The organism is Aneurinibacillus terranovensis DSM 18919 (genome assembly GCF_000430625.1).
Classification (GTDB): Bacteria; Bacillota; Bacilli; order Aneurinibacillales; family Aneurinibacillaceae; genus Aneurinibacillus_B; species Aneurinibacillus_B terranovensis.
The window spans coordinates 1-19,252 of record NZ_AUMJ01000073.1 but is presented as its reverse complement, the minus strand read 5'-3'; the positions used below and the strand labels follow the sequence as shown (position 1 = coordinate 19,252).

The following is a 19,252-nucleotide window of genomic DNA, read 5'->3' as shown; positions in this document are numbered from 1 at the left end:
AAGTAAGAAGGATTCCAAAGATTCCCTCCCCATAGTTTCTTTTTTAGCTGGGGGAACTCTTTAAATAGCAACCTTGCCGAAACACCTTTTAACGCTTTGATGATATTTGGAATTGAATGTTGCTTTATGGCGATATTTCACACACCATACAATATGGTATTGGATAGAGTACACATATCCTCTACCATGTTTGACTTCTGCCATGTTATCCACCTCAATCACAGGATAACATATGTCAAATATTTTTTAAGTTATTATCGCTAAATATCAGTGTTTTTTGTTAATAGATAAGTCAACATATGTCGGACAATTGACGTGTCAAAAGACACGCCTTGTCCGAAGCCGAGAACACTCATGACGGAAGTCACGAGTGTTCTCGGCTAATTCATAAACATTAAACAGCGCTAATCGATCACTTTGTTGTCACACACTTCAACCGGGACGGCTATATGCGCAAAATGCGGTGGAACAAGTATCCGGATTGTTAACCCATATACAAAAACAGTTGGAAAACCAGCTTCACCTTATTTGGTCACAAATCAATTATTTGTGAAGATCTTCAAACCTCCTCTTTCGCTCTAACGGATTATCTAAAGTAAGCCAAATGGGAAAGCTTTGAATGAAACAGCGAAACAAGATGTTGAAGATTACCAAACCTGGAAATTTTCACAGTAACAAAGTGCAATCAAACAGTCTCCTTATCAGCAAGCAATAGTTCAATTTCCTGACCAGCCAACGTCTGCTTCCACTCTTCCGGACAGTACGTGTCAGATATTAAAGTAGAAACGTTTTTCAATGAGCAAATATGTGCAAGTGTTGTTTTCCCAAACTTGGTATGGTCCGCCAAAACAATAAGCTGTTCGGCGCGTTCCATTAACATATGAGACATATAAGCCTCATTTAAATCATAGTCGGTAATCCCGTCGATAATCGACACCCCTCCAGCGGAAATGAACGCTTTGTCGGCCTTTAAATGTCGCAGCGTCAACTCAGACAGCGGCCCATGGGTCGACTTCTGACTGACGTCGACTTCTCCACCAATAAAGATAATGCGTCCCTTAAATACTTCTATCGCTAGCAGCATGGCGGGAGCGGAATGAGTAATAAGGGTGACATTTTTTTTACCATCTAAATACCGAATCAGTTCAAGCGGCGTCGTCCCGTTGCCTAGCATAATGACGTCACCGTCTTCTACAAGGGAAGCCGCCAATTTTCCGATCGCCCGCTTTTCCTTTATATTAATCATTGTTTTTTTATCAAAAGGCGGCTCCCATGAATCAGAACGCGCTAAGACTGCGCCACCATATACTTTTTTCAATTTCCCTTCTTTTTCAAGACGTTCGAGATCACGCCGAATCGTTTCTGATGATACATTGAGTGCCTCGGCCAATACCGGAACAGGCAATCTTTCTTCTCTGGCCAACCGTTCCAAAATCGTCTTTTTTCTTTCTTCATATGATAATGACATATAAGCAAACACCCCTAATTATTTTCAGCGCCTGACATTCTACAAAATGGATGATAAACACTCCCCCACACTTAGTGCTTGCGCTTGAAGATGAGGGGGTCTGATGTTAACCGACAGTACTTTGTAGATGCGATACATGTGGATGGCCCTATTTTTATTGGAAGATACTACCTCAAGTATACAACAAATACGAACGATTGCACGTGCGATTTATCCCCCAACTATGCCAATGAATTATTCATTTATCCTAATGCTTCCAAACTTTCCGGAATCGTTTGGCCACCATCAACAATGATTGTTTGTCCTGTAATATAACTTGCCTCCTTTGATGCAAGGAAAAGGGCGGCATAGGCAATGTCTTCAATGCTGCCAAGCCGTTTCAACGGAATGGAAGCAGCCATACTGTTCAAGTAATCTGCACCCAGATTTTCTAAGCCTTCCGTCACTATATTTCCTGGCATCACAGCATTGATCGTGATTTGATAACGGGCTAATTCCAATGCCGCACTTCGCATAAAGCCAAGTTGCGCTGCTTTACTGGCTCCGTAATGAGACCACCCCGCATAACCGGTAACAGGACCTGTGATAGAAGATGTAAGAATTATCCGGCCATAATCGGCGAGCTTTAGATAAGGCAGACACGCCTGTATGGTGAATAGCGTTCCTCGCATGTTGGTATTCATAACTGTATCCCATTCCTCACCGGTCATATTTTCCAGTGAACAAGTAGGAAAAATCCCTGCATTCGCGCAAACGATATCAATACCGCCAAATGTATCCACCACTTCTTGAGCCATTCGATTCATCGAGGCCAGATCGGCTACATTCCCTACGAAAGCCTGTGCTTTTCCACCGCTTTTCCTAATTTCCGCCGCGCAACTTTCTGCATGATCTGTATTGCGTGCCACAACCGCAACGTTTATTCCGTTCTTCGAAAAAACTTGTGCGATACCCTTCCCAATTCCTTTACTCCCACCGGTTACGATAACCGTCTTATCTTCTAGTGACGTCCACATCATCCATCTCCCTTTCTGCATTTTATTTTTAAAAATTTTGAATTAATATTACAGATCCAAATGTGGTGGCAGCTTGCGGAGTCCTTTCGTTTTAATAAGTAAATAAATAATACCTATTATCAACCAGGCTGTCCCGATAATTTGGGCTAACCGATCCATGCTAATCCAAACATAGACGATAACCATAAAACCTAGTATCGGGAGCCCAAGATATCGAATGTGGTACCAGCCGTTCGGCTTCCAACTAGGTGTACTTCCAAGATTTAACGGCGATTCGCCTTTTTTCTTCACGTAATACAACCAGATAACAGAAAGATTTAATGCCGCAAATCCGAAGAGTGCCCCGTAGTTAACCAGATTGGAGAGCGTGGTCATATTTGAACTGATGCCCAATACGAATTCAATCGTAACAATAATGAGAATACTCCAATGCGGCGTTTTCCATCTTTTATTGATTTTGGCGAAAATAGATTTCGGCAAGAGCGTATCTCGTCCCATTCCGTATAACAGCCGAGCTCCCGCAGCTGTGGCCACCAGATTGAATACAGCCAATTCCGTCAAATAACCCGCCGTAAAGAAGATACCGAATCCTTTCCCGCCTGTCATGATTGAGACTTGAAACAGCATGGTATTCATCCAGTTCGCATCATTACTGTGTGTTTTCCAATCGGGTACAACCAGCATTCCCACATATCCGCATACGAACATCGTTAACGTGCCGATTCCGATGCACCAATAGATCGCCTTTGGAATATCCTTTTTAGGCTTGCGTGTTTCTTCCGCCAGAGTTGTGATTGCATCAAAGCCCAAAAAACTGAATATGGCAAGTGAAGTAGCAGCGGCTAAACTAGATACACTTTCAAAATGAAAAGGTTGTGTACTGAATAACGTCCCGGTTCCCATATGGTGGGAAGACACCGCATTGCCCCACACTAAAATAGAGAGCCAAACCACAAATTCGCCAAGAACCAATAACCATAGCCCCATTTTGGAGACAAGTTCCACCCCGAATAAATTCAGCAATCCCGTGCCTACGGAGAAAATAGCCAACAGCACCCAATAGGGTATATCCGGAAAATATTGCTGTGCAAAATAAGCAGAGCTTGATGCAGTTACCGTGGGAATTAGAATATAATCCAAGGTCAGAATCCATCCTGCTACAAACCCTAAATAAGGGTTCCAGCCCCTTCCAACATAGCTATAAACAGAGCCTGCAAGCGGAAAGTTTCGTACCATGATGGAATAACTAAAAGCTGTGAGAAGCATAGCTACTCCTGCCAAAAGGTAAGGAAGAGCTACGGTTCCACCCGAGGTTTGAAGCAAAATTCCGAAAATAATGGCCGGAGCTATAGGCACCATATAATTCAGCCCAAATGCCGTAAGCTGCCAGACGTTCATCGTCCGTTCCAATTCTTGTTTATATCCATATTTAGATATATCAGGACTACTTTCTAACAATTCCGCTTCTTTAATAGCCATTGGCTATCCCCCCCTTATATTGCTTTCGTTAGTGAATCCGTACAACAGTACCGTTAACCAAATTGGTGTAAATATTTCTCGGCTAATGCAGCGGTTTTGTGAGTAAAATCCGCCCCCATCTTTTGTCCTGTTTCGTTATCGGAATGACTTCCAATCCAGGCCAGGAGAATCAATCTTCGAAGCATAATAAATGTAGGGATTTCCATCTCTTCCTCTTTTGAAAGAGGGCGGATTTTTTTATACCCTCTCAACCACGCATGAATTAAATCCGGAACGTATTCTTTATGCTCAATAAAGCTTAAAGCCGACGCTAAATCATAAAGAAACCAGCCAAATCCACAATCGTCAAAATCAATGACCTTTATTTTTTCTTCTTCAACCAGTAAATTGGCCAGACGTAAATCGGCATGAATTAATCCGAATCGATCCGGCGCCTTGCCAAAACGGTCAAGTCTGTGCAGAATCGTATGAGATACCTTCTGAAACAACGCAACCCGTTCAGGGGTAACATCCAAGCCGTCCTGCCATCTTCCCCACTTGGGATGACTCCCTATCATCGTGTCGTAATCCCATGTAGGACGATGGATGCTATTTGATTCTTTCCATGTCTTCGTATGATCGTGCAAATGGGCAGTAATCCCGCCAAGCTTCTCGAATTGAACTACCAGGTTTTTTTCGTCCTCCTCATCAGGTGCTGCGCCGGTTAAAAAGCTGAACATGACACAATGGTAGGGCCGATCATCCTTATCACTAGCAATAACCTGAACAAATTCACCGTTTTTCCCCTCAATCGGTTCTGGAACGATAATCGACGAATACTGTCTTATCGCTTCCATCCAGACCAGTTCAGCTTCCGTTTCCTTCTTGGTATGGTAACCGGGGCGATTGACACGTAAAATGGTGCGTTCACCGTTTTCCCCGTTCTCCACCAAATACGTCATATTCTCGGAATAATTTAATAACCGAATGGTGGAACTAGAAGGAAGAGAATATAAGCTAATCGCTTTTTGAGCAATTTGGTTAAATAATTCTAAAGGATCATGATACGAAAGATTATTTACAGCGCACATGTCATCTCCCCCTTTTGAAATACAATCCGGCTCTGCGATAAAAAGCTAGTATTTCTCTACCTTAGCCAGCGTTAAAGCCTGTTTAATACTGGCCTCTACCCGGGACAGCAGTTCGTCGCAATATTCTTTATCGCAAAGAAGACCTGGCTTAAATTGAAGCACCCGCGGATCAAGCATCGAATAAATCGCCCACACGCCGTTATCATATAAGGAACGCATCACATACTTTGCGCCTTCAGGATGATTAAATTCCAATCCCATTACAACACCTAACTGACGAATCCCTACAAAAAAATCAGGATTTTGACATTTTATAACTTCGAGTCCATCCCGCAAATAATCAGCAACAAAGCTAACATTGCGTATAACATCTTCCCTCTGGGTAATTTCCAGCACTTTCATTGCAACAAGGCATCCCAATTCAGCTCCACCAAAGGTAGAGATATGGGCAAAACCGTCTTCAAACATCCACTGACCGGCCTGCTCATTCACTACAGTCGCTGAAATCGGATAAATTCCACCGCTAAATCCTTTCGAAGTCACCAAAATATCCGGTTTTACTCCATACTGTTCTATACCCCACATTTTTCCGGTTCGCATTAAACCTGTTTGTACCTCATCCGCAATATATAGAGCTCCGTACTTTTCACACATGCTTTTCACAGCGGGTAGATATCCTTCTTCCGGAAGCGGAAAACCGTAGGTAGCCGGAATGGTTTCTACAATAACACAAGCAGCATCGCCTCCGGAAAGCGCCTTTTCCATAGCGTCCAAATCATTAAAAGGCACATGTACAAACTCTTGCGGATCGCCTTCACTTAAGAATGGACGGGAATAGCGTTCATTTCCTAACGCTATAGCCAATCCTGTGTGACCATGATAGCCGAATTGAATAGAAATGATTTTCTTCCTTTTCGTCGCATATCTTGCACATTTCAAAGCAACATCAATCGCTTCGCTCCCACCGCTGGAAAAAATGGAATACTTCAAGTTATCGGGCGTAGCTTTAGCCAATTCTTCCGCTAATTGAGCCCGAACAACAGACGGAAAATGATGATTTCCGATATCAAACTCCTTTAACCCCTCCTGTAAGGCCGAAATAATTTCCGGGTTTCGATGTCCAAGATTATATGTACCTCCATTGAGGTGGACATCCATTAATTTTTTACCGCTTAAATCGTAAAAGTAATACCCTTCCCGCTTGCCTATCACCAAATCCAAACCGTCTTTTTGCCACTGCTGTGTTTTTCCGGGATTCCACCACTTAATCGACTTATCGAATACAGATTTTTTATTAATATCGCTGATAGTAAACATTAGATGACCTCCACCTTACATATTGTTTATTTTCTCAATGGAATTAATGTTATAATATTTAACATTTAATGTTATTTTGTAACTTTAAATGACATAAACTATTATATCTCTCCTCTCTAATATCGTTATTGTTGTTGTTTTTTGATTAATGTTGTGGTTTTATCTAGATTTTAATTTGCTTTTTTAAAGTGGTCAATCGAATTTGTCATATAATATGACATAGTTTTTTCTCCATAAGATCCGGACGGATCAAAAGAAGCATAAAAAATTGCGGAAAAACTATATAGCGTCCCCGATCTCTTACCGGGTAACTGTAGGTCATACGTGCAAATAGAATGTAAATAAATCTAACAACCCGTTAGCGATTAGAAAAGCGAGAGATTATACTCAAATAGATCAAGATAGCAATATTGTAGAGTACACCTTTTTTCCGAAGATCCTTTCTTCTTTTCGCAGGTTATTGGCTGCTTTAGGGAACGTTGTCAATTCAATAAAGACTTAACCAGATCATAGGAGGGAATATTCTTGCTAAGTATACAATTGAACAAGAGCTTTCTATGCTTTTTCGATTTACATTCATTTTATGCATTTGTTGAGCAGACACCTAACGTTCATTCTCAAGCAGAAATTTGTTTTATCGGGGACCCTTCGAATGAACAATTGCAATTTTGCCGGCTTAATAGGTATAAAGATCATGACAAATCATCCATTATCTTGAAAAGTTGCAGCATAGTGGATACAAGTGAGATAACAAGATGGGTAAAAAGCGCTCGGTTTACGGAAATCACAGTCTTAAAAAGGGATAGAAACGTATTGGGTTGGGCGGAAACGGTTAATTTGTTAGCCAAACTATATCTGGAGGAACAGAAAAAAAACAGATGTTATCAAAATGAACTAGAAAATATGAACCTGGATATGAAGTCCATTTTCGATGCTGTTTTTGATGAGATCTTTGTTACGGACGGAAATGGCATGACGTTAATGGTTAGTTCTTCTTGCCAGAAACTCTGGGGATTTAAAGCAGAAGAAATGATCGGGAAGAGTGTTTATGAACTTGAAGAGAATAATATTTTCAATCCATCCTTGACGCGGCTTGTTCTGGAGCATAAGGAGAAGGTATCCATTGTCCAGAATACCACGACGGGAAGAAAACTCCTTGCTACAGGAATACCTATTCTAGATGATGCGGGAAACATTAGTCGTGTGGTGACTGCTTCCAGAGATATTACTGAAATCGAGCGACTTCGAAAAGAACTAGATGAAACAAGAACTCTTCTTGTTCGATTCAAAGAGCAATTAGAAGAAATGTCTCCTCGATCAGATGAGAAAAAACTAGTTTATGAAAGTCAAAACATGAAAAATGTGATGACCCAAGCCAAAATAGTTGCTGAGGTGGACTCTACGGTTTTGATTACCGGTGAATCTGGCGTTGGAAAAGAAGAGGTAGCTGAATATATTCACAGGAACAGCAATCGAGCAGACAAGGCATTTATTAAAATAAACTGCGGAAGTATACCTGAAACTCTCATTGAATCAGAACTTTTTGGTTATGAGAAAGGAGCTTTCACCGGAGCATCTCCGAAAGGGAAAATTGGACTAATTGAAGCAGCTCATAAAGGTACGTTATTTCTCGATGAAATCGGAGACCTCCCTTTGACTTTACAGGTTAAACTTCTGCGAGTATTACAGGAGCGAGAAATGACCAGGGTCGGTGGAACAGTCCCCTTTCCGGTTGATATTCGCATCATCGCAGCCACCAATAAGGATTTGGCGCAAGAAATTGAGTTGGGAAAATTCCGGGAGGATCTCTATTATCGTTTAAATATCATCCCTTTAACTATTCCTCCTCTAAGAGAACGAAAAGAAGATATCATTCCTCTTGTGTACCATTTCCAAAATATATTTAATAGACATTACCATCGTAATAAACACCTTTCAACCCACACAGTAGATAGGTTGGTCCAAGCACCCTGGAAAGGAAATATTCGAGAATTAAAAAATACAATAGAAAGATTGATTGTTTTGACCGAGAAAGACATTATTGAACCGAAGGATTTACCCCTTTATCTAAACGAATCGTATAGTAATAATTTCGAGGATGCGATTGAAGTCAAAGAGATCCTTCCACTAAAAAAAGCAAAAATGATACTTGAAAAGAAACTGATGGAAATTGCAGTTAAAAAGTATCCGACAATGACAGAAATAGCAAAAATTCTAGAGGTAAATCAGTCAACAATTAGTAGGATTTTTAACAAGATTGATGCAAAAAAGCATAAACATCATGAAAAAATGCATATTCATTCGGACTTAGCATAATGTCACATACCATCCTAACAGAAATAGAAAGGGATCAAATATATGCTTTTTTTGCATATTCACCACATTACGTTTAAGAGAAAATTTAAGAGAGGAGGGGCTATTGCAGCCTTTGTTTTTTTGTAGATAAGAGTATCTAAGGCTATCGCTCGTCCCTATGGCCTGGAGCTAGCCAAGTTTTCTTTATGAGCGAAAGTTGGCACAGTACTTGCTTAATTAAAGGGTAATAGCAGCCAAAAAAGGAGGTGTACTTAATTGCTTACCAAATATCAGGTAGCCGTCGTACAAATGGTCTGTAAACTGAGTGACAAGCAAGCTAATGTCGAAAAAGCGCTCCATTACATCGAAAAAGCAGTAAGTCGGGAGGCAAAATTGGTCGTGTTTCCGGAAATGTTCTCAACCGGTTACAGTGTAGGGGAAATGGATTTATTGCTGGCTGAGAGTTTGGACGGTGAAACGATTCAAAAATTGCTTAAAGCCGCGAGAGACAGAAGGATTTATATCGTAGGGGGGATGATCGAGAAAGGAGAGAGGGACGGCACCGTATATAATACAGCTTTTATACTGGGACCAGAGGGGATTATTGGTAAACATAGAAAAACTCATCTTTGGAATATGGAAAAGCATCGTTTCTTAAAAGGAGAAGATTATACCGTATTCCAAACAGATATTGGAAAAATCGGATTGCAGATTTGCTATGAAATTGGCTTTCCAGAAGGGGCAAGAATCTTGTCTCTAAAAGGAGCGGAATTAATCCTTTCCCCATCGGCATTTGGATTTTCACATCTCTATGCGTGGAAAATTGCCTGTAAGTCGAGAGCATTAGAAAACGGGATTTATCTTATTGCGTCCAATCGAACTGGGATAGAGCGGGATGTGATGTTTGCAGGCCATTCGAGAGTGGTCTCTCCTAAAGGCTCCATCCTTGCTAATGCGTTTGATAAAGATGAAATCCTCATAGCTGAAGTTAACCTGGAACAAGTTCACGAACAGAGAAAAGAGCTTCCGTATTTGCAAGATCTAGAGAAGATTAAGGTTCTGCACCATATGACGGACAGTTTATCCTATCAATATTAAGGGGGAACAATCGTGAAAATTTTTTGTAAAAAACAGACTATTATACTATGTCTAGCGGTGACGATGACGGCCTGGTTCGTTACGGGATGCAATTCTTCGTCCACTTCAACGGCGCAACCGACTGCTAAGGAAAATAACCAGGCCCAACCTAATACCGGAGGAAATAACGGAAACGGAAATACTTTAGAGGAAATCAAAAGTCGAGGGAAAGTGGTCGTTGGTACCGAAGCAGCCTTTGAGCCTTTTGAATTTATTCAGGATGGCAAGATTGTAGGGTATGGTTCCGATATCTTGGCAGTTGTGGTAAAAGATCTGGGTGTTAAGTTAGAACAACTCGATCTTCCATTTCAAGGGATTTTACCTGGCTTAGATGCTAAAAAGTTTGATTTTGTTGCAACATCTGTATCTATCACTCCTGAACGTGCCCAAAAGTATGCTTTCACCGTTCCGATTGGGGATGGAACATTAGCTATTATGAAAAGGAAGGGGGATAATTCCATCAAAAAACCGGAGGATATCATTGGGAAAGTTGTCGGCACTCAGTTGGGATCCGGACAGCTAAAGGGATTAAAAAAGTTTAACAATGACCTTAAAGCGAGCAAAGGTCAAGGTGCCAAACAAATTAAAGAATATGTTGCCTATCCTGAAGCCTATCAGGAACTTGCCAATGGTCGTATTGATGCTGTTGTTAATACAAAGGCCAATCTGTCTACGATTCTAAAGAAGAATCCGGATACGTTTGAATTAGTAGGTACGTTCGGAGAACCTATGTGGTTATCCTGGGTTGTTCGAAAAGGTGATGACCAACTTCTGGAATTCTTAAACAAAGAAATTCTGAAACTTCGTGACAGTGGAAAATTGCAGGAAATGCAGATGAAATGGTTTGGATTTAAGATGGATATTCCAGATTCAGGATATCTCCCTAAATAGAAGGGAGGAGAATAAATAATATGAAACCGGATGTTATTGTAAATAGCTTCCCGTTATTACTTAAAGGGGCTTTGGTTACGCTTGAAATGTCCGCATTGGCCATCCTGATAGGAACGCTAGTTGGACTTTTGCTTGCCTTATTTCGTTCAAGTGGCAGGAAATGGTTGGATTGGCCAACACGTATCTTTATCAATTTGATGAGAGGCATCCCGTTTATCATTCAGATTTTTGTCGTTTATTACAGCCTTTCGAGTATTGGAATAGAAATACCGGCTTTTGCCAGCGGAGTTTTAGCCATGTCCTTAAATACTGCAGCCTTCCAGGCAGAAATTATTCGAGCAGGCATTGATTCAATTCCAAAAGGTCAAACGGAATCTGCTCTTGCCCTAGGACTCTCTCGAAATCAAGCCTTGTTACGAATCATCATTCCGCAGGTATTTGTCAAGATTCTACCCTCCATTACGAACGAGCTTATTATTTTACTTAAAAATTCCTCCCTGGTTTCGGTAATTGCAGTTATCGATCTAACACGAGTTGGCCAACAGATTGTTGGAACAACCTACCGGCCAGCAGAGATTTATATCGCCGTAGCGCTTCTCTATTTTCTCATGAACCTCGCGATTGCCCAAGGCTCACGTTATATAGAACGAAGAACAGCTATCTACCGATAGGAGGGAGCAAAATGAGCTTTGACGCCACTATAATAACCCGATACTGGGGCGACCTGTTTGGGGGTTTTCTAACTACATTATACATTTGTATAACGGGTCTCATCTTAGGTCTAATTGTTGGGGCGATTACATGCTGGGCGAAGATGAGGTTGCCCGGTCTGGGAGCAAGAATCATGAATGTTTATATTGAAATTTTTCGTGGAACTCCTTTTTTGATCCAGACCTTCATCTTTTATTATGTAGGCCCAGTATTCGGTATTAATCTCAGTGCATCGGCTGTTGGGATCCTTGGCCTTGCCTTTTACAGTGGAGCATACTTTGCTGAGATATATCGGGCAGGGATTCTTTCCATCCCAAAAGGCCAAGTGGAAGCGGCCCATGCGCTAGGGATTGGAGACAAAGCCATCTTATTTCGGATTATCTTGCCTCAAATGCTCTCCTTGATATTAGCTCCGTTAACCAACCAAGTCATGACGTTAATTAAGGAATCAGCTATTCTTTCAGTCATTACAGTTCAAGAATTAACGTTTACAGGTCAGGAGATCATTGGTGAAACCTTCAATTATGTAGAGGTATATGCCAAAGTAGCATTACTCTATTGGTTTCTCATTACCATCTTGTCCATCTTAACGAGTTGTTGGGAGAAGTATACAACCCGTTATTTAAAAATAAAGGAGAGACCAAAGACGTTTTCCAGGATTGCGGGCAGCGATAAGCTCGAAAGGGTTTCTTGACGAAAGGAGGCATCACATGACGACGAAAACAGCAAATAAAACGGTTATAAAAGTAAAAGGACTTCGCAAATCCTTCGGTTCCCATGAAATCTTGTCAGGGATTGAACTGGATGTTAGACAAGGTGAAGTGGTGTGTATTATTGGACCGAGTGGTTCGGGGAAGAGCACATTCCTGCGATGCCTCAATTTGCTTGAAGAACCTTCAGATGGGTCAATCGCGATCAATGAAGAAGTCATATATCCGAGAAAACAATCTTTCAGTAAAAATGATATGGCTTTACGACGGATTCGTTCTCATGTAGGAATGGTTTTTCAACAGTTTAACCTGTGGCCGCATAAGACCGTACTGAACAATATTATAGAGGCTCCTCTGCTTGTCCGTGGTAAGGATAAAAAAGACGCTATCGTCAACGCTGAACAATTGCTGATGAAAGTCGGACTAAAAGAGAAGAGAGATGCTTATCCGACAAGCCTGTCTGGTGGACAGCAACAGCGGGTAGCCATCGCCCGTGCTCTGGCCATGGACCCTAAAATCATTCTTTTTGATGAGCCGACTTCAGCTCTTGATCCGGAATTGGTAGGCGAAGTACTGAAAGTGATGAAAGACTTGGCTGCTGAAGGGATGACCATGGTGATTGTCACTCATGAAATGGGATTTGCACGAGATGTTGCCGATCGAATCCTCTTTATGGATCAAGGTGTCGTGGAAGAAGAGGGCAGCCCTTTAGACATTTTTTCTCAGCCTAAGAGTGAGCGATTACGTCAGTTCTTAATGAGTATACTGGATTCTGCTTTTATTTAAAGTAGGCCGAACTTACGAGGGAGGAATAAACATGTATAATCGAAAAACCCAGTATGAAAAGCAGACTTTAAATTTACCCTTTACAGGGATTTGTTCGTTTGCCAAATATCCTATCTGTACAAACCTGAATGATCTGGACGCCGATATCGCCATTATTGGTGTACCTTACGACATGGGAGCCCAATGGCGTTCCGGAACCCGATTCGGTCCTAGAGGGATTCGGGAGGCTTCCACCCTTTACAGCTTCGGCTTGGGAGGATCATATGACCCAGAGCGCGATGAAATGTTTCTCGCCCCACCATGGAGGATTGTTGATTGTGGGGATGTCGATATCGTCCATGGAGATCTTCAACAGAGCTTCGAGAATATTGAAGAAGCCGTCAGAAAAATTATTTCGAAAGGTGCTATGCCGGTTGTATTGGGTGGGGATCATTCCATCACCATTCCAGTGGCCCAAGCCCTTGATTCCTTTGGTCCCTTGTGTGCGATCCAAATCGATGCCCACTTAGATTGGGCGGATGAACGTTCTGGTCAGCAATTCGGCCACGGGAGCCCGATGCGGCGAATTGCTGAGATGGAACATTTTCAGGAAATGGCCCAGTTGGGGATTCGTGGGATTGGGAGTAGCAATAAAGGCGATTTTGATGCAGCAAGGGCTTACGGGAGTGTCATTCTAAGTCCCAAAGAAATCAGAAAAATAGGCTTAAAAAAAGTATTGGAAATGATACCTAAAGGGGAGCGCTATTTCCTCACAATTGATGTTGATGGGATCGATCCGTCACTATGCCCCGGAACAGGAACACCTTCTCCTGGAGGTTTTTCTTATGACGAAATCAATGAGTTATTAGAGGCAATTAGCAAACACGGAGAGATTGTTGCGTTTGATTTTGTGGAAGTTTCACCTCCCTACGATCCTACTTCTATGACAAGCCAAACGGCTGCGCGCCTTATACTAGATTTAATGGGATTTATTTTAAAAGAACGAGAGAAAAATGCTGGCCAGTAGTCTGTGTTAAACAGATAATACAGGAGGAACTGATGTGGAAAATCAAGAAATAGTCATTACTGGTGGTACAGGCAGGGCTTTTCCAATCAAGAGCGGGAAATATCTGATTGTTACAGATGTAGAAGGAAAACAAGTGGCCGATTTTATTGCGGTCAACTTGAATAACAATGAGGAATACCTATCTACCGCGCACACACGCTCGATGAACGGGAGGGTGACCGTACAAAAAGGAGATATGTTGTACAGTAATTTCCGTCATGCCCTCTTAGAAATTGTGGAGGACACAGTCGGTGTACATGATACCCTCTATCCTTGCTGTGATCCGATGCGATATAAGTTGGATTTTGGTGTGGATGGCCACCAAAACTGTAGAGAAAACTTCACACACGCGCTCAAAGAATACGGGATTGATTACTGGCGTGTCCCAGATCCATTCAATATATTTCAAAATTCTCCACTTAATCCAGATGGGACATTTGGTCCATCAACTGAACCAAAATCAAAAGCGGGCGATTATGTTGTTTTCAGAGCATTGACAGACTTAATCATTGGAATATCTGCATGCCCTCAGGATATGACGCCTTTGAATGGTTTTCATATCACGGATATCAAAGCTAATATTGTTGACCATCTTTAAATTACAGGGGCTGTCTCAAAAGGATAGCACTACATGATTAAATCCCAAAAAAGACCCGTAATCACGATAAAAAGTGGTACGGGCTCTTTGGTTTTGATGAATAATTTTGCCTTTCCCACACACAAGTTGTCCAACTTTTGAAAGCGATTTATTTTTCTTCATAATTTCTATGGTTTAAGAGAAACAGGTTGTGGTAAAACTTTAATCTGTTGCTCGCGGCCTGGGAAAACACACTTGAGAAAGTTAACTTTTGAAGCCAACGCGTAGGAAACAAACTTTATGAGCCTAAAAGCCATGTTGAAGTTAAATTTAATTAAACAGCTTCTTCGCTGATTAAAGTGAAATCCTCTGGTTAACACTGGATACTATTAATCCAGTGAAGGGAGGTATTTTCATATGTTTCTAGTACTCTATCAGAACAAAACGTGTAGAATAATAGCGAGTTTGGTATAGTAATGCCAAAAAGAGGTAATGACCTATACCAAAGAATAAATATCCCGTTAGCCTGACAGCCGAAGAGCGAGAAACGTTGAGGGCATTTGTCTCTAAAGGAAAGTCCGCCGCACGATTGATCCGGCGCGCGCATGTCCTGCTTCTGGCTGACGAACATCGTCCGGGTGGAAAGATGAAGGATAAAGAGATTGCGAGCCAGTTGCATGTTCATGTCAATACGATCTTGAACATTCGCAAAACCTACGTGAAGCAGGATTTGCAAGCGGTCATCCATCGAAAAAAACGAATCACGCCTCCCGTTCCACCGAAGGTGCCAGGCGAGTTGGAAGCCAAGATCATTGCGCTTAGTTGCAGCGAACCTCCGGCAGGAAGAAGCAAGTGGTCACTACGTCTATTGGCCGACAAAGCCGTCGAACTTTAGTACATTGATAGAATTTCCTATGATACGATTGACCGCATCTTAAAAAAACGAACTCAAGCCTCATCTCCGTAAATGCTGGTGCATCCCGCCCGAGCAAAATGCGGCGTTTGTCGCGGCCATGGAAGATGTGCTGGATGTGTATCAGCAGCCTTACGATGCGACGTGCCCGGTCATCTGCATGGACGAAAAACCGTTTCAACTCCTGGATGAAGCCCGAGAGCCGATTCCGATGAAACCGGCAAAGCCGGAACGTCGAGATGGCGAGTATGTCCGAAACGGCACCTGCAGCAATCTTTATCTTCACCGAGCCACTGGCTGGTTGGCGGCATGTCGCCGTTCGTGAGCAACGAACCCGAATCGAATGGGCGAAGCAAATCCAGGAACTCTTGGATGTTCACTATAAAGACGCACCCAAGATCAAGCTGGTCATGGATAACCTGAATACCCACTCCATCGCATCCCTCTATCAGGCCTTTGATCCGGAGACGGCTCGCCGCTTAGCCAAACGATTGGAGATTCATTACACGCCGAAACATGGAAGCTGGCTCAATATCGCAGAGATTGAGCTCAGCGTCATGACCCGCCAATGCTTAGGACGCCGTATTCCGTCGATTGCGGAACTGTCGAGCAAATTGGCGGAGTGGGAGCAAGCCCGCAACCAGAATCAGAAGGGCGTGGATTGGCAATTTACCACCGACGATGCCCGAATTAAGTTAAAGCGGCTTTACCCACAATTTAAAGACTGATGCTGTACTAGTAGTTACTCGTTTAGGTTTTTCCCCGAAATAAATTTATATCCCACTACGTTCAGATAAAACCGTTCTGGCTTGTGGGAATCGTTGCTTGATCCGGTCACTTTATATCCCACTACGTTCAGATAAAACGCCGTTACCGGCTAAGACTTCATTTTGCAACGCGCTTACTTTATATCCCACTACGTTCAGATAAAACCCCGAGGCACTCTGTCCAAATCTGAGCCGCACATACCCCTTTATATCCCACTACGTTCAGATAAAACAAGAGACGGAATCTGCTGCAGATAAAAAAGATACGCTTTATATCCCACTACGTTCAGATAAAACAAAGAAGAATTAACAGCGTTACAAAGAGCAGAAGCGACTTTATATCCCACTACGTTCAGATAAAACCTATACAGATTGAACAAACTCACTCACCCCCTGAACCTTTATATCCCACTACGTTCAGATAAAACTCGTATTTGTCGATACCATGTCAGGGTACAGGTCTTTCACTTTATATCCCACTACGTTCAGATAAAACTCGAGCTAACCGGTGATGAGAAGATTGACTATAGCGCTTTATATCCCACTACGTTCAGATAAAACCCCATATAGCTTCTCACATACTCATGTGCAGTTTGATCTTTATATCCCACTACGTTCAGATAAAACCCTACAAGTAAGAATATCACCAAGACTATCTAAAAAGTCTTTATATCCCACTACGTTCAGATAAAACATTCATCTAATTCTCTGATTCGCTCAAGCGCCCACTCATCTTTATATCCCACTACGTTCAGATAAAACTCCCGCCACTCTAGACGATCTGAGAGTAGAATATCATCTTTATATCCCACTACGTTCAGATAAAACATTTACAAGACAACTAGAATATAAATCTAAATGGTACTTTATATCCCACTACGTTCAGATAAAACGATTGTTGATGAAAATAGCATTGTCAAGGTCGGCTTTCTTTATATCCCACTACGTTCAGATAAAACATTTGTTATCGGTAACACATATATCAATTATTTTTTCCTTTATATCCCACTACGTTCAGATAAAACATATTGGAAGAAACACAAAAAGGGAGCCGGATTGATGCTTTATATCCCACTACGTTCAGATAAAACATTTTCCATACAAACTATTCTGCATGAGTTTTGCAACTTTATATCCCACTACGTTCAGATAAAACTCTTCGACCTGTCTTATCAAGGTTTTTCAAACTACGGCTTTATATCCCACTACGTTCAGATAAAACGGGTTTAGTGAAAAATTCCCTACCTGCTCCTTTAACCTTTATATCCCACTACGTTCAGATAAAACTTGTCTGACGACGAATGGTACGGCTACGAAACAGGCTTTATATCCCACTACGTTCAGATAAAACCGCCGTTTGTGTACGGATATGCGAGTAGTGATACAAAACTTTATATCCCACTACGTTCAGATAAAACTATGTAGTTGTGTATGAGGTAGTAATGTCTAATGCAAACTTTATATCCCACTACGTTCAGATAAAACGTTTTATAAGGGACGTTTTAAATAATGGTTGTCAGTCCTTTATATCCCACTACGTTCAGATAAAACCCAATGAATTCGAATCCTCCAATTAGTTTTATTGCTTTCTTTATATCCCACTACGTTCAGATAAAACATTCTCAACCCACTTCCATCCGGAACGAACACAATCGGCTTTATATCCCACTACGTTCAGATAAAACGCGAATCCGATTGCCAACCTCGCCGAGCGGTATGGACTTTATATCCCACTACGTTCAGATAAAACTACTCGAAAGCGATTTTCCGTCAACTGGGGAGTGGATCTTTATATCCCACTACGTTCAGATAAAACATGATCAACCTCAATTCTAAAATGGCAAGAAAACGCTTTATATCCCACTACGTTCAGATAAAACATCAACTGATACTTCAACAATCAGGACAAGATTATGACCTTTATATCCCACTACGTTCAGATAAAACCCCTCCAAATTCTCAAGAAAAACCCTTGTATATCAAGGGATTGGAGCGCTTCTCGATTTACAAACATGTATCAGTTTTGCAGCGAATCGGAGGTTATGCTTTTTTGTTATTCTTCAAAAGAAGCTCAATCCCTTTTGTGGCAAGGGATTGGGGGTACTTTTATAGAAAAGAGATTCGCTGCAATTTTAAATGCTTATTTATAATCATTCTAACACATTCTATTTCTATTTATAGAAATAGATCGAAGGGATTCTTCTCTTGACCATAAACAATTTTTTTTACATTGCGCGGGTTTGTAACTTGATACAAGTAAATAGAATCCTCATTTTTCTTTATTATTCGCGTTAATTCCTCCATACATTTTGTTAATTTCCCAACTGAGATTTCTCCCTCGAACACCGAATTTTGTGTCCAATCAAGATATTCACGAAGTTTTTTACACACTTTTCCCACTCTTCTCTTGTCAACATCATAAGTTATAATGACAAACATCGTTACCACCACGCTTTTAAAGGTTTATAAACGTCATCACCTATGAAATGCTTGACCAACTTATAACATTCCAAACGAATAAGATAACGATAAGAAGTGTTACGTTTAAGAACCCTATGATTAATGGATTGTTTCAACCGCTCCTCCCACGCCGTTATAAACTTCTTTTTTCCTTCTTCGTTTAAATAGCAAATCTCTCCCTCTAAGTAGTCAAAGTTCTTCTTGGTCAGTTGTCTCTTGTTAATAAGTGAGAAAATAATCGGATCTACAATGAGCGGTTTAAATATTTCGGCAATATCCAGGCTTAAAGAGCTCTTAAGCCCCGTAATCAAGTTGGACAACCTCCGAAATAAGAGCGATACTATACGTAGGAGGATTGATTCCCATGACACGAAGAAACTATTCCGCAGATTTCAAACTCCAAGTTGTGCATGAAGTATTGGAGACCGGAAACAATGCGGTTGTTGCGAGAAAGCATGATATTAATGCCAATATGCTTGCCCGTTGGGTGCGTCAATATAAAGCGAATCACGAGGTAACGGCCTCACGGGGAAAGCCCAATCAGATGACAAAAGAAGAACAGCAAAAGATCATGCAAGAATATACAGAGATCTCAACAGAAAATGAACAG

Annotated in this window: 15 protein-coding genes, 3 pseudogenes and 1 CRISPR repeat array; of the genes and pseudogenes, 10 read left to right on the top strand and 8 right to left on the bottom strand. The window is 41.5% G+C overall.

Annotated elements, in window-relative coordinates; translation table 11 throughout:
- The 6 genes and pseudogenes from H525_RS26440 to H525_RS0113690 all read right to left on the bottom strand — a co-directional run.
- Positions 1-204: pseudogene (locus H525_RS26440) on the bottom strand (transposase); the annotation flags it as partial.
- 481 nt (positions 205-685) lie between these two features.
- Entirely contained in the window at positions 686-1,468 is a 783-nt protein-coding gene (locus tag H525_RS0113710; RefSeq protein WP_027416662.1) for a DeoR/GlpR family DNA-binding transcription regulator, read from the bottom strand.
- A 242-nt stretch (positions 1,469-1,710) separates the two neighbouring features.
- On the bottom strand, positions 1,711-2,484 hold the full coding sequence (gene fabG, locus H525_RS0113705) for a 3-oxoacyl-ACP reductase FabG (RefSeq protein WP_027416661.1): 774 nt from the start codon (positions 2,482-2,484) through the stop codon (positions 1,711-1,713).
- Positions 2,485-2,532: 48 nt separating this feature from the next.
- Positions 2,533-3,963 carry an APC family permease gene (locus tag H525_RS0113700; RefSeq protein ID WP_027416660.1) on the bottom strand — a complete coding sequence of 477 codons (1,431 nt, stop codon included), beginning with the start codon at positions 3,961-3,963 and terminating at the stop codon, positions 2,533-2,535.
- 53 nt (positions 3,964-4,016) lie between these two features.
- Positions 4,017-5,033, bottom strand: coding sequence for a phosphotransferase enzyme family protein (locus H525_RS0113695; RefSeq protein ID WP_027416659.1), 1,017 nt, complete (start codon positions 5,031-5,033; stop codon positions 4,017-4,019).
- A 45-nt stretch (positions 5,034-5,078) separates the two neighbouring features.
- Complete coding sequence (locus tag H525_RS0113690; RefSeq protein ID WP_027416658.1) at positions 5,079-6,350, bottom strand: class-III pyridoxal-phosphate-dependent aminotransferase; 1,272 nt, start codon at positions 6,348-6,350, stop codon at positions 5,079-5,081.
- Positions 6,351-6,875: 525 nt separating this feature from the next.
- Between H525_RS0113690 and H525_RS24155 the strand changes: the two genes are divergently transcribed.
- The 9 genes and pseudogenes from H525_RS24155 (at position 6,876) to H525_RS27380 (ending at position 16,143) form a co-directional block, all read left to right on the top strand.
- Positions 6,876-8,666, top strand: a complete 1,791-nt coding sequence (locus H525_RS24155) for a sigma-54 interaction domain-containing protein (RefSeq protein ID WP_051331043.1) — start codon at positions 6,876-6,878, stop codon at positions 8,664-8,666.
- Between the two features lie 255 nt (positions 8,667-8,921).
- Positions 8,922-9,743, top strand: a complete 822-nt coding sequence (locus tag H525_RS0113680) for a carbon-nitrogen hydrolase family protein (protein WP_027416657.1) — start codon at positions 8,922-8,924, stop codon at positions 9,741-9,743.
- 12 nt (positions 9,744-9,755) lie between these two features.
- Positions 9,756-10,673: a transporter substrate-binding domain-containing protein gene (locus H525_RS24150; protein ID WP_211237015.1), complete on the top strand. Its 918-nt coding sequence runs from the start codon at positions 9,756-9,758 to the stop codon at positions 10,671-10,673.
- Between the two features lie 20 nt (positions 10,674-10,693).
- Entirely contained in the window at positions 10,694-11,344 is a 651-nt protein-coding gene (locus H525_RS0113670; protein ID WP_027416656.1) for an amino acid ABC transporter permease, read from the top strand.
- An 11-nt stretch (positions 11,345-11,355) separates the two neighbouring features.
- A complete protein-coding gene (locus H525_RS24145; protein ID WP_051331042.1) occupies positions 11,356-12,078 on the top strand; it encodes an amino acid ABC transporter permease in 723 nt (240 codons plus the stop codon).
- 16 nt (positions 12,079-12,094) lie between these two features.
- Positions 12,095-12,880 (top strand): amino acid ABC transporter ATP-binding protein, encoded by a 786-nt coding sequence (locus H525_RS0113660; RefSeq protein WP_027416655.1) that lies wholly within the window; start codon positions 12,095-12,097, stop codon positions 12,878-12,880.
- Between the two features lie 31 nt (positions 12,881-12,911).
- Entirely contained in the window at positions 12,912-13,886 is a 975-nt protein-coding gene (gene speB, locus H525_RS0113655) for an agmatinase (RefSeq protein ID WP_027416654.1), read from the top strand.
- Positions 13,887-13,920: 34 nt separating this feature from the next.
- Positions 13,921-14,523, top strand: a complete 603-nt coding sequence (locus H525_RS0113650; protein WP_027416653.1) for a DUF1989 domain-containing protein — start codon at positions 13,921-13,923, stop codon at positions 14,521-14,523.
- Between the two features lie 478 nt (positions 14,524-15,001).
- Positions 15,002-16,143 (top strand): annotated as a pseudogene (locus tag H525_RS27380) (IS630 family transposase).
- Between the two features lie 43 nt (positions 16,144-16,186).
- A CRISPR array of direct repeats spans positions 16,187-18,129; the repeat unit is 29 nt; unit sequence CTTTATATCCCACTACGTTCAGATAAAAC.
- Positions 18,130-18,357: 228 nt separating this feature from the next.
- On the opposite strand, the gene cas2 reads toward H525_RS27380, so the two are convergent.
- Both cas2 and cas1 read right to left on the bottom strand, forming a co-directional pair.
- Positions 18,358-18,621 carry a CRISPR-associated endonuclease Cas2 gene (gene cas2, locus H525_RS0113630; protein ID WP_027416652.1) on the bottom strand — a complete coding sequence of 88 codons (264 nt, stop codon included), beginning with the start codon at positions 18,619-18,621 and terminating at the stop codon, positions 18,358-18,360.
- A gap of 2 nt (positions 18,622-18,623) precedes the next feature.
- Positions 18,624-18,932, bottom strand: a pseudogene (cas1, locus tag H525_RS0113625) (CRISPR-associated endonuclease Cas1); the annotation flags it as partial.
- A 74-nt stretch (positions 18,933-19,006) separates the two neighbouring features.
- Between cas1 and H525_RS25695 the strand changes: the two are divergent.
- Positions 19,007-19,252 (top strand): transposase (locus H525_RS25695; RefSeq protein ID WP_027416650.1); only part of this gene is annotated, 246 nt, incomplete at its 3' end.

Excerpts from the sequence above, each read along its gene's own strand:
- H525_RS0113710 (WP_027416662.1), bottom strand. The coding sequence starts at position 1,468 with ATGTCATTATCATATGAAGAAAGAAAAAAGACGATTTTGGAACGGTTG.
- fabG (WP_027416661.1), bottom strand. The coding sequence starts at position 2,484 with ATGTGGACGTCACTAGAAGATAAGACGGTTATCGTAACCGGTGGGAGT.
- H525_RS0113700 (WP_027416660.1), bottom strand. The coding sequence starts at position 3,963 with ATGGCTATTAAAGAAGCGGAATTGTTAGAAAGTAGTCCTGATATATCT.
- H525_RS0113695 (WP_027416659.1), bottom strand. The coding sequence starts at position 5,033 with ATGTGCGCTGTAAATAATCTTTCGTATCATGATCCTTTAGAATTATTT.
- H525_RS0113690 (WP_027416658.1), bottom strand. The coding sequence starts at position 6,350 with ATGTTTACTATCAGCGATATTAATAAAAAATCTGTATTCGATAAGTCG.
- H525_RS0113670 (WP_027416656.1), top strand. The coding sequence starts at position 10,694 with ATGAAACCGGATGTTATTGTAAATAGCTTCCCGTTATTACTTAAAGGG.
- H525_RS24145 (WP_051331042.1), top strand. The coding sequence starts at position 11,356 with ATGAGCTTTGACGCCACTATAATAACCCGATACTGGGGCGACCTGTTT.
- H525_RS0113660 (WP_027416655.1), top strand. The coding sequence starts at position 12,095 with ATGACGACGAAAACAGCAAATAAAACGGTTATAAAAGTAAAAGGACTT.
- speB (WP_027416654.1), top strand. The coding sequence starts at position 12,912 with ATGTATAATCGAAAAACCCAGTATGAAAAGCAGACTTTAAATTTACCC.
- cas2 (WP_027416652.1), bottom strand. The coding sequence starts at position 18,621 with ATGTTTGTCATTATAACTTATGATGTTGACAAGAGAAGAGTGGGAAAA.